11 protein-coding genes are annotated in these 11625 nt (G+C 53.9%); 4 read left to right on the top strand and 7 right to left on the bottom strand.

The genetic code is table 11. The annotated features are described in order from the left end of the window. Nucleotides 1-61 precede the first annotated feature (61 nt). The 5 genes from msrB to TH19_RS17050 form a co-directional block, all read right to left on the bottom strand. Nucleotides 62-502: a peptide-methionine (R)-S-oxide reductase MsrB gene (gene msrB / locus TH19_RS17070; protein WP_114103567.1), complete on the bottom strand. Its 441-nt coding sequence runs from the start codon at nt 500-502 to the stop codon at nt 62-64. 121 nt (nt 503-623) lie between these two features. After that, nucleotides 624-1064, bottom strand: coding sequence for a thermonuclease family protein (locus TH19_RS17065; protein WP_114103579.1), 441 nt, complete (start codon nt 1062-1064; stop codon nt 624-626). A gap of 87 nt (nt 1065-1151) precedes the next feature. Continuing rightward, complete coding sequence (locus TH19_RS17060; RefSeq protein WP_114103566.1) at nt 1152-1706, bottom strand: AAA family ATPase; 555 nt, start codon at nt 1704-1706, stop codon at nt 1152-1154. 187 nt (nt 1707-1893) lie between these two features. Next, nucleotides 1894-2940 carry a hypothetical protein gene (locus tag TH19_RS17055; RefSeq protein WP_114103565.1) on the bottom strand — a complete coding sequence of 349 codons (1047 nt, stop codon included), beginning with the start codon at nt 2938-2940 and terminating at the stop codon, nt 1894-1896. Nucleotides 2941-3022: 82 nt separating this feature from the next. Beyond that, complete coding sequence (locus TH19_RS17050) at nt 3023-4024, bottom strand: LysR family transcriptional regulator (protein ID WP_114103564.1); 1002 nt, start codon at nt 4022-4024, stop codon at nt 3023-3025. A 230-nt stretch (nt 4025-4254) separates the two neighbouring features. Here TH19_RS17050 and chvE point away from each other — a divergent pair, with 230 nt between their 5' ends. The 4 genes from chvE (at nt 4255) to araD (ending at nt 10182) form a co-directional block, all read left to right on the top strand. After that, entirely contained in the window at nt 4255-5334 is a 1080-nt protein-coding gene (gene chvE / locus TH19_RS17045) for a multiple monosaccharide ABC transporter substrate-binding protein (RefSeq protein ID WP_114103563.1), read from the top strand. A 227-nt stretch (nt 5335-5561) separates the two neighbouring features. Then, nucleotides 5562-7085, top strand: a complete 1524-nt coding sequence (gene mmsA / locus TH19_RS17040) for a multiple monosaccharide ABC transporter ATP-binding protein (protein ID WP_114103562.1) — start codon at nt 5562-5564, stop codon at nt 7083-7085. A gap of 10 nt (nt 7086-7095) precedes the next feature. Beyond that, nucleotides 7096-8280 (top strand): multiple monosaccharide ABC transporter permease, encoded by a 1185-nt coding sequence (gene mmsB / locus TH19_RS17035; RefSeq protein ID WP_114103561.1) that lies wholly within the window; start codon nt 7096-7098, stop codon nt 8278-8280. Between the two features lie 153 nt (nt 8281-8433). Next, on the top strand, nt 8434-10182 hold the full coding sequence (araD, locus tag TH19_RS17030) for an L-arabinonate dehydratase (RefSeq protein WP_114103560.1): 1749 nt from the start codon (nt 8434-8436) through the stop codon (nt 10180-10182). A gap of 70 nt (nt 10183-10252) precedes the next feature. Here araD and TH19_RS17025 read toward each other — a convergent pair whose 3' ends face one another. Together TH19_RS17025 and TH19_RS17020 are read right to left on the bottom strand one after the other, a co-directional pair. Beyond that, nucleotides 10253-10801, bottom strand: coding sequence for a hypothetical protein (locus tag TH19_RS17025; protein ID WP_147250786.1), 549 nt, complete (start codon nt 10799-10801; stop codon nt 10253-10255). Between the two features lie 54 nt (nt 10802-10855). Next, entirely contained in the window at nt 10856-11533 is a 678-nt protein-coding gene (locus TH19_RS17020) for an HAD hydrolase-like protein (protein ID WP_114103558.1), read from the bottom strand. Nucleotides 11534-11625: the final 92 nt, after the last annotated feature.

Genomic DNA, 11625 nt, shown 5'->3' with positions numbered 1-11625 from the left:
TGAAAAAGACGGGGTTCGTCAGCAATCTGAGACCGGCATCGCGCCGGTCTTTTTTGTCTGATTATTCGAACAGATGGCGGTAATCGCCATATCCTTCGGCCTCAAGATCATCCACGGTGACAAAGCGCAATGACGCCGAATTGATGCAATATCGAAGCCCGCCGCGATCGCGTGGGCCGTCGGGGAATACATGGCCCAGATGGCTGTCGCCATGTTTGGATCTTACTTCGATGCGGCGCATGCCGTGGGTATTGTCTTCGCGCGCGATGATATGGTCGCTTTCGACCGGCTTAACAAAACTTGGCCAGCCACAGCCGCTGTCGAACTTGTCGTGCGATGTGAAAAGCGGTTCACCCGATACGATATCGACATAAAGCCCGTCTTCCTTGTGATCCCAGAAATCATTACGAAACGGGGGCTCGGTGCCGTTTTCCTGTGTCACATGATACTGTTCCGGGGACAGGTCGGCGATGGCGTCCGGGTTTTTGTGATAATTGCTCATATTCGGTCACTTCGCATCTTTGATCATCGGGATGAATGATTTCTCGTTCCCAAAGATGGTCAGATTATCGTGATTGTCCAGTGGCTTCACGCCAATGTTACGCTGATCGCAAATTGGCTTGCTATCCCTGACACCATGGCTGGCGCTTTGTTTTGCCGTCATAGGGGCGGGCAAGGCCGTTATTGATCAATTCAAGATCAAGCGGGCTGCCATCAATGCGCACGGTCGCCACCACACGCCCGCCATAACGACCCCATTCCGGTTCACAGAATTCAACGGCCTTGGCCGATTTCAGGCGCTGGCGGGCGTAATCGCGTGCCTGCTGGGCCAGTTGCTTTTCGCTTTCGCAACTGCCACGGATTCCGGGGGTATCGACCCCGCGTACGCGCACCGACATATTGGCGATTTCACCGGGAAGCCCCGGTACCGCGACATAGATGGTGTCGCCGTCATAAGCAAATTCACCGCGATATTCGCGCAAAGGCCAGTCATAGCAGGCTGCCTGTGCCGGAAGGACGGGCAGGGCAGATGATCCGATTGCCGCAATCGCGGCGATTGTCATCAGGCGCCTGGATTTCGTGCGGATGGGGAAGGCGTTTTTGGTCATGGCGTTGGTATGGGGCACTTGTCAGAAATTTTTGGACCCGGCCTAGAGTTTCAGGCGGGAAAGGATTTGGGCAGCGCGCTGTTCGACCGGGCCTTTGCGAATTTCGATCAGTTCATGACCGCTTTCGATATAGGCCTGGCACAGCCGGACATAGTTCTTGACGCTTTTGGCGAAGTTTTGTGTGCGGATTTCATCGGTGTGATAAATCTCGGCCCAGGGCGGCAGGACAAAGACCGACCGGCGATACCGATACATCTTGATCGTCCGCATCAGGGCAGGGTCATCGGGAAGTTTTGCAATCCTGCGATGGGCCAGAATATCGGGAAGCGCGCCGTCGCAAAAAACGGTGCGCGGATGGCATTCCATACCTGCCTGCCAGGTACGGATCGACCGGCGGATCATCAATCCGGCAAAGGCGTCGTCATCTTCATCGGGCACAGCATTGCCACCGCGTTCGCGTTGCTCGGCGATCAGCGGGCGGGCAATATCGGAACAGACGTCATAGCCGCGTGCGTGAAGATATTCGATCAGGGTGGATTTGCCAGAACCGGGGCCACCGGTAATGACAACAAGATTGGACGTTATGGGCGTTTGCATTCGTGTATTCGTCTCCGCAGGCACGCCGTTTTGGTCATGCTTTGCGGCAAGGTGATGGCAATATTGTTGTTGGTTTTAGGCCCGCACTGGACAGATGCGGAATGCGCTTTTGCAAGGGTTGAATGCCCTTGTCAATGTCAAAGGAAAATCGCTTGATTTACAGGGGATTGGCGACGTTCATCGCGCCTTAAGAGCAGCCTTCAAGAAGCGTGATCGCGTCGCTTCCGGCATGGATGGCGGTGACAAGACCATCTTCGTTCAACTCAAAACGTATACCACGTGTTTTGCCCTGATCGGCCCACCAGGTGATATAGCGGGCGTTGCCGCCCAGATATTCATGTTCTTCTTCAACCAGTGCGGCGCGGTCATAGGTTGCAAGGATATCGTCGCGTGTCGATCCCAGTGCGATGCCCTGTGTTGTTTTCACAAGGCTGGTCGCGACATCATATTCGTCGGCATAAAGCGAAATACGGGCAAGCCGCCCGTCAAGCACCAGATATCCCAGCCCTGACGGATCATGGTTGCGTTGAAGATAGGTGCAGTTTTCATCATCGCCGGCAACGAATTGATCCAGTCGCGGACCAAGGTTTTTGCGCAACGTTTCCTGATCCCAGCCGATCATGATTGGGCCATATTCCTGTTCCGACAGGCTGGCAAAACGGGTGGCAATGGCATCCGAAATCACAAGGTCAATGATGGCGGTATCGTCTTCGACGCGCACTTTACCGGGCGCAACGCTTTGTTGCAGATGAAGCTGATCCCAAATGGTTCCGTCGGCCCAACCCTTTGGGAACATCAGGTTACTGGTTGGTTGCAGGCAAAGCTGTTCGGTCTTGGACAATACGGCTTTGTGTCGTGCGCGGATCGGGGACGGGATATCCATGCAAATGGTTTGCGGAACATCTTCCATCCAGCTGACCGGTGTGCCGGGCCCGTCGCAAATTTCCGGATTGGGACGCAGTTCGCAATAGGGCGGAACGATATTGTTCATCACGAAATCAAGGCGCACGTTCCCGGTGCCTGCGTTGGCAATCAGGACATCAAGTGTTTCTTCGGCCGGTTCAAGCCATTGAAAATTCGTGATTGCCCATGCGGTGGTGCCGCGTAAATCCATCAGGGCAAAGGTGGGGTTATCTTGCTGTTGTTCGGTGGAATCCGATGCGATTACCGGTGTTGCGGCAAACGGGGCGCAAACAGTAACCAGAGTTCCAATGTAACGAGCAATGCGCGGCATATATGCTTCTCGACCAGAATTTATCTTGTTGTATAGCAGTAGTTTACGCGAGTTTGATGATTACGCACAGAACTTAACAGCATCAACATGCCGGTTCCTGGGGTTGCGGCTTTTCAATTCGCGCCAAAACATGGTCTGAAACAAGCTGTGCGGATGGCGATAAACGGTGGCCGCGTGCGGTGATCAGGCTATAGGGTTTAATTTCAATCATCCCGTCAAACGGCAATTCGGTGATCAATCCGCCACTTGATAACAGGCTTGTGACTTCTTCGGCCATCGGGGCAATGGCATCGGTATCAGCAAGCGTCGCCAGCGTTACCAGCAAGGATGCAGAGTTCAGGCTTGAATGTGGCAACGGCAGATGGCGCGAAATAAATACATCCTCGATGGTGCGACGCATAAGGTTGCCTGGCGGCGGCAAAATCCATTCGAAGTTGGCCAGACGCGCAAGCGTGATCGGTTTGTTTGCTTCTAGAAGGGGATGTCCGGTCCGGACCATCAGGCGGATTTTTTCGCTGCGGATTTCGCGGATATTGAACTGCCTTGGATCCATATCCTCGGGCACGCGACCAATGACAAAGTCATGATCGCCCGCCAGCAAATCCTTGATCAAAAGATGTGATGGCCCAACGCTGACATGGGCTTCGAGCAGCGAGTTGACGGACTGCACACTTCGAATTGCGGGAACAACAAGATCAACTGCGGCGGCGGTAACAGCACCGACAAAAACCGTGCCGCCGCCATGTTTGATATCCTCGATCTCGCGTTCTGCTTCGCGGATTTCAATCAGCATACTGCGCGCACGCCTTGCCAGGGCGCGACCGGCATTGGTCATCTCGATCCCGCGCGGACTGCGCACGCAAAGTCGAGCTTCAAGGATGTTCTCCATTTCCGACAGCAATCGGGATGCGGCGGGTTGGGAGGTTTTCAGCATTTCGGCAGCAAGGCTGATCTGACCGGTTTCTTCCATCGCGACAATCATGCGCAGATGACTAAGCTTCAAGCCGCGCTGAAACAGGTTCCCTGATCGGAAAAGCAAGGACTTGGCAGAGCTTAGCGGCTGGTTGTTTCGAAACTCGGTCATGGTTGTTCCTCCCTGGGTTGGGAGTTTAATATATCGGTTTTGATATGCAAGTTTCGAAATTACTTATTTGATTGTTATGTTGTGCGTCTGAATAATGGCGGCGTGTCCTTTGGGAAATGGGATGCATTATCAATTGAAAACAAAGACACGACATATTCGGGCGAAATTTGCCTGGGAAAGTCGGGCACAAAAAAATGGCTGATATGCCGTGTCTTGTAGGGAGGATAGCAATGAAACGTCTCAGTGCCGTAATGGCAGGGGTCGCCTTTGGCGCGGCCGCAATGATGAGCCCGATGATTTCCGGCGGTTATGCACATGCCGCTGACAAAGGCTATGTCGGGATCGCAATGCCGACCAAATCTTCGGCACGCTGGATTTCTGATGGCAACTCGATGGTCGAACAGTTTGAAGCCGCTGGCTACAAAACCGACCTGCAATATGCCGAAGACGATATTCCGAACCAGCTTTCCCAGATCGAGAACATGATCGTTAAGGGTGTTGACGTTCTGGTGATCGCGGCAATCGACGGTACGACGCTTTCGAATGCGCTTGAAAATGCTGCTGCTGCCGGTATCAAGGTCTTTGCCTATGACCGTCTGATCCGCGAAAGCGGGAATGTTGATTACTATTCCACCTTCGACAACTTCAAAGTTGGCGTCCAGCAGGCGACCTCGCTTGTTGATGGTCTGGCTGCTGCAGGCAAGCCGCCTTTCAATGTTGAACTGTTCGGCGGTTCGCCGGACGATAACAACGCATACTTCTTCTATAACGGTGCAATGTCTGTTCTTCAGCCGCTGATCGACAGCGGTGATGTTGTCATCAAGTCCGGCCAGACCGGCATGGACAAAGTCGGCACCCTGCGTTGGGACGGTGCGGTTGCACAGGCACGTATGGATAACCTTCTGTCGGCTTATTACACCGACGAGCAGGTTGATGGTGTTCTGTCGCCCTATGATGGCCTGTCGATCGGTATTCTTTCCTCGCTTAAAGGTGTTGGCTATGGCTCCGGCGATATGAAAATGCCGGTCGTTTCCGGTCAGGATGCCGAACTGCCGTCCGTCAAGTCGATCCTGGCTGGCGAACAGTATTCCACCATCTTCAAAGACACCCGTGAACTTGCACGTGTCACCGTCTCCATGGTTGACGATGTTCTTGCCGGTCGCGAGCCGACCATCAACGACACCAAAACCTATGATAACGGCGTGAAAGTTGTTCCGTCCTATCTGCTTGAGCCGGTCATGGTCGACAAATCCAACTGGAAAGAAATTCTTGTTGGTTCTGGCTACTATTCCGAAGACGAAGTGAAATAAGTCACGACATATGTATGGAACCCGGCGCGTTGCTGCTTGGCACCCTGTCGGGTTCCATCGTCTGAAGGAACGTCTGTGAACGGGTTTGCTGTTGTGCGGTGTCGCCAAAAATTGCGGCATATTGCAGGCAGCGATCAAACCCGCAGGGTTTCCCATAGAAAACCAAGACAACAAAGACCAAGTAGACAGAGGCGCTGTCAGGCGGCTGACAGCAGTGGGAGGACCGGATGGATACCATCCTGGAAATGAAGAACATCACCAAGACCTTTCCGGGTGTGAAGGCGCTGGATGATGTCAGCATCAAGGTTGAACGTGGTGAAATCCACGCGCTTTGTGGCGAGAACGGCGCAGGTAAATCCACCCTGATGAAGGTGCTGAGCGGTGTTTATCCGCACGGGACCTATGAAGGCGACATCCTTTACGATGGCGGCGTACAGGAATTCAAAGATATCCGCGACAGTGAAGACCGCGGCATCATCATCATTCACCAGGAACTGGCGCTTGTGCCGTTGCTGTCGATTGCCGAAAACATCTTTCTGGGCAACGAAATTGCCGAAAACGGCATTGTAAACTGGCCTGCGACATTTGCGCGCACGGGTGAGTTGCTTGCAAAGGTAGGCCTTAAGGAAAACCCGGCGACACTGGTGACCAATATCGGTGTCGGTAAACAGCAGCTGGTTGAAATTGCCAAGGCGCTGTCCAAGAAGGTCAAGCTTCTTATTCTTGATGAACCAACTGCCAGCTTGCAGGAAAATGACAGCCAGAAGCTTCTGGATCTGTTGCTGGAATTCAAGGCGCAGGGCATCACATCGATCTTGATTTCGCACAAGCTGAACGAGATCAATCGCGTTGCCGACCGCATCACCGTGATCCGTGATGGCAAGTCGATCTCGACCCTTGATGCGCGCGCAGGCAAGATTACCGAAGATGATATCGTCAAGGACATGGTCGGGCGCGATATGGCCCACCGTTATCCGGAACGCACCCCCAATATCGGCAGTGAAAAGCTGATGGAAGTCCGCAACTGGTCGGCAACCCATCCGCTGCATCCTGAACGCAAGGTCGTCGATAATGTCAGCATTGATGTTGCGGCGGGCGAAGTTGTGGGAATTGCCGGTCTGATGGGGGCAGGACGCACCGAACTTGCAATGAGCATCTTTGGCAAATCATATGGCACCGATATTTCGGGTGAAGTTCTGATCAATGGCAAGGCGGTTGATGTTTCAACCGTTGAAAAGGCGATTGCATCGGGGCTGGCCTATGTCACCGAAGACCGCAAGGAAATGGGTCTTATCCTTGAAGAAAGCATCACGACCAATATCACACTGGCCAATCTGGGTGGTGTGTCGGAACGTGGTGTTCTGAATGACGGGGCAGAACGTTCCGTTGCCGAGGATTACCGAAACAAAATCAATATTCGCACGCCCAATGTCGGGCAAAAGGTCGTCAACCTTTCGGGCGGCAACCAGCAGAAAGTCGTTTTGTCAAAATGGCTGTTTGCGGCACCCGAAGTGCTGATCCTGGATGAACCGACCCGCGGCATCGATGTCGGTGCGAAATACGAAATCTATACGATTATCAACCAGCTGGCAGCCGACGGTAAGGGGGTCATCATGATCTCGTCGGAAATGCCGGAGCTTCTGGGCATGTGCGATCGCATCTACGTCATGAACGAGGGTGAGATCAAAGGGCAGCTTGCAGCAAAGGATGCAAGCCAGGAAGCAATCATGCGCATGATCCTGAAAGCGTGAGGAACGGACAATGACGGATACTGATAACAAATCAATTGGTTACTACTTGCGCACCCATATCCGTGAATACGGCATGGTTGTTGCGCTGGTGGCCATTCTGGCCTTTTTCCAGGTTCTGACCGACGGCATCATGCTGAAACCGGTTAACCTGACCAACCTGTTCCTGCAAAACAGCTATATCATCATCATGGCCGTTGGCATGTTGCTGGTGATTGTCGGCGGGCATATTGACCTGTCGGTCGGCTCGGTCGTTGGTTTTGTCGGCGCGCTGGCCGCTGTGATGATCGTGAACTGGGACCTGCCGACATTGTTTGTTGTTCCGGCTTGTCTTGTTGTTGGTGCGATCATTGGTGCCGCCCAAGGCTATTGGGTGGCCTATTGGCGCATTCCGTCCTTTATCGTGACGCTGGCCGGGATGCTGGTGTTCAAGGGGTTGACGCTGGCCCTGCTGGGCGGTGCGTCGGTTGGTCCGTTCCCGCCAGAATTCCAGGCAATGTCGTCGGGCTTCCTGCCGGATATCTTTGCGGGTCTGATCGAGGGGCGCTTTAACGTCTTTTCGATGACAATCGGTGTGGTTCTGGCCGCATTGTTGCCAATCCTTGGTCTGCGTTCGCGGGCGAAACAGGCGAAGTTTGCCGCCGTGGACGAACCGATGGCATTCTTTGCCGCCAAACACGCGATTGCCGGTCTTGCGATCCTTTATGTCACCTACTTGCTGTCGACCTATCGCGGGTTGCCAAACATTCTGGTGATCATGGCGCTTCAGATTGCGTTGTTCACCTTTATCACCAATTCAACCACCCTTGGGCGTCGTATTTATGCGCTGGGCGGGAACGAAAAAGCCGCCAAGCTTTCGGGCATCAATACCAAGCGCCTTACCTTCCTGACATTCGCCAATATGGGCATGCTTGCAGCCCTTGCCGGTCTGGTCTTTGCCGCACGTTTGAATACGGCAACCCCAAAGGCCGGTCTTGCGTTCGAGCTTGATGTGATTGCGGCCGTGTTTATCGGCGGTGCATCGATGTCGGGCGGCGTTGGCAAGGTGATCGGTGCGGTGGTTGGTGCATTGATCATGGGCGTGATGAATAACGGGATGTCGATCATTGGTGTCGGTATCGACTGGCAGCAGGTGATCAAAGGTCTGGTGCTTCTCGCGGCAGTGATCTTCGACGTCTACAACAAAAACAAGGCATAACAATACGATGGCGCGGAACAACACAGGTGTGGGCGCACACAGCCATAACTGCCACCTGGCTGCCATCCTGTGTCGTTCAAAGTCCGGTATGTGGCCGTCCCAGCCGCATGTTTCCGGATCGGTCATGATAATAAGTCAAAAAGGAAAACGGGCATGACGAAGTTCAAACCGGCACCCTGGCCGCGGACATTGCGGTCGCAAGAAGGTTGGTTCGGCGGAACCAGCAAGGACAATATCTATCACCGCAGCTGGATGAAGAACCAGGGTCTGCCTTCGGATCTGTTTGACGGTCGCCCGGTGATCGGTATTTGTAATACATGGTCGCAATTGACCCCGTGTAATGCACATCTTCGAGATCTTGCCGAACGGGTTAAACATGGCATCTATGAAGCCGGTGGCCTGCCGCTTGAATTCCCAGTTTTCTCGGCCGGTGAAAGCACATTGCGCCCGACTGCAATGATGTTCCGGAACCTTGCGGCGATGGATGTGGAAGAAGCCCTGCGCGGGACGCCGCTTGATGGTGTTGTCCTGATGGTCGGGTGCGACAAAACCACCCCGGCCCTTTTGATGGGGGCGGCCAGTGTGGATATTCCGGCCATCGTTGTGACCGGTGGTCCGATGCTGAATGGCAAGTGGCGCGGGCAGGATATCGGTTCGGGAACGTCGCTTTGGCAGCTTTCCGAGGACCGCAAGGCTGGCAAGATCAGCACCGAAGACTTCCTTGAAGCCGAAATTGCCATGTCGCGTTCGCCGGGTTCGTGCAACACGATGGGAACGGCATCAACCATGGCCAGCATGGCCGAGGCCCTTGGTATGGCGCTTTCGGGGAATGCGGCCATTCCGGCTGTCGACAGTCGCCGCCGTGTGATGGCGCATATTACCGGCCGCCGGATTGTGCAGATGGTCAAGGATGACCTTAAACCGTCTGACGTCATGACCAAGGAAGCGTTCGAAAACGCCATTCGCGTCAATGGTGCCATTGGCGGATCGACCAACGCGGTCATCCACCTGCTTGCCATTGCCGGACGTGTTGGCATTGATCTTAGCCTTGATGACTGGGATCGCCTTGGTCGTGATATTCCGACCATCGTGAATTTGCAGCCGTCGGGCAAATACCTGATGGAAGAATTCTTCTATGCCGGTGGTCTGCCGGTGGTGATCAAGGCACTGGCCGAGGCGGGCAAGCTTCATAATGATTCCCTGACGGTTTCGGGGGAAACCATGTGGGATCAGGTCAAAGATGTTCAGAACTGGAATGATGACGTCATTCGTCCGTTCGAAAAGGCCCTGACCGAAAGCGGTGGCATCGCTGTGGTCAAGGGTAACCTTGCCCCGAATGGTGCGGTTCTTAAGCCGTCGGCGGCAACGCCAGCCCTTTTGACCCATCGTGGTCGTGCGGTGGTGTTTGAAGACATCGACGATTACAAGGCCAAGATCTATGACGAGAGCCTTGATATCGATGAAAACTGCATCATGGTTCTGAAGAATTGCGGACCGAAAGGCTATCCGGGTATGGCCGAGGTCGGGAATATGGGCCTTCCGCCCAAGGTTCTGCGCAAGGGCATTACCGACATGGTGCGTATTTCAGACGCACGCATGAGCGGTACTGCCTATGGCACTGTGGTGCTTCATACCTCGCCAGAAGCCGCAGCAGGCGGACCGCTTGCTGTCGTGCAGAATGGCGACATGATCGAACTTGATGTGCCCAACCGTCGCCTGCATCTTGATATCAGTGACGAAGAACTGGCCAGACGTCTGGCAGAATGGAAAAGCACCGTTCCGGTTCCGGCCAGCGGTTATGCATCGCTTTACTACAAGTCTGTGATTGGTGCAGACCGTGGCGCGGATTTCGACTTCCTTGTCGGGCATCGTGGCAAGGAAATCCCGAAAGACAGCCACTAGGCTTTGGGTTTTCAATCCTGCCCGTAATCAAAACCCGGTCGGCAACAAGGTCGACCGGGTTTTTTTTAGGTTACGGTATTGGCCAGATGACGTTGTTGGGTGCATCGCCGTCATGGGTGATCAGAAGCTTGCCGTCGACAAGTTCCCAATTCACGAAATAGGCACCTTTCACATCAATGACAGGTGTTGACTGCTGTGCCGGGGCAATCAGGCGGGCGCGTTGTGAATGCGCGCCCTTGTGACAGACCAGCAAGAAGGCGGTTGTGTCTTTGACATCGGGTTCGGCGAGGACAAAGATGCCGTCCTTATTGCAGTTATCGTCCTCGCCTTCACACATGAAACAGCCAAGGTCCTCTGCAATTTCATCGCCAGTGTTCCAGTCTCGGATAAACAGGGTTTGGTTGCCCTGTTTGGTGCTGAGCTCCCATTGATACGGGGTATGCAGAACAATGACGGTTTGATCCGGAACTTCCCCCTGACGACTGGATGCCTCGTCCAGCACAAGTCCGCCCCTGGCCGGGTTTTCCTGATCAGGTTGTTGTGCAAATACGGGCGAAGGAACTACCACGACTGCATAGGCCAGCAGACAAAAACATCCGGCGCGCAAGAGAGAATACATGGTCGATGCTCCGAGAAGCTTGGTGTTTGGGTGTTTCAGGTCGCTTAAAGCTGCTTACATCCCGGTGATGGATTTGATGGCTTCAGGCAGATTCTCATAGGCCGTGACAACGGCATCGGCACCCAGTGAATTTGCGCGCGTGTCGTCAACTTCGAACGCGACGGCGATGGCATGGACATTGGCATCACGGGCCGAATTCACGTCATTGGCGTGATCGCCAACCATGATGGCGATGTCGTCAGAGCCGGGTTTATAGCCCATTTGATCAAGCACAAAGCGCAGGAAGCGACCATCGGGCTTCTTAACTTCAAACGAATTGCCACCGGCGATGACCGTGAATAAATCGGCAATGCCAAGCTTGTTCAAAATCGCCTTGCACGGGCCTTCAGGCTTGTTGGATGCCAGCGCAATGGACCAGCCATCGGCTTTAAGTTGGCGCAACACATTTTCAGCATTTTCATAAAGCCGGGTGTAGGCGTAATCGGTTTCAACATAGCGAGTGTTGAAGTCGATATTAAGTTCATCAAGTGTGGCATCGTCGGGCGTTTGACCGTGTTTGGCAAAGGCGCGTTTGGTCAGCATCCAGGTGCCATCCCCCAGCATGGCCTCGATATCGTGCCGGGTCAGGGCCGCAAGACTATGTGCGCCAAGCAATCCATTCATTGCAAACAACAGATCATCGACGCCGTCAATCAGGGTTCCGTCGAGATCAAACATGATGAATTTTGCCATTGGCTTGGGGCTCCGATATGGGGTGATGAATGTGTGGCTTCAGATTCAGAGGAACTTAACCGAGTTTGTGCCATTAACAAACGGTAACATCT

The sequence above is a fragment of the Thalassospira profundimaris genome (assembly GCF_003326675.1).
GTDB classification, from domain to species: Bacteria; Pseudomonadota; Alphaproteobacteria; order Rhodospirillales; family Thalassospiraceae; genus Thalassospira; species Thalassospira aquimaris.
The sequence above is the reverse complement of the archived record's forward strand: the minus strand, read 5'-3'. Positions and strand labels throughout refer to the sequence as shown.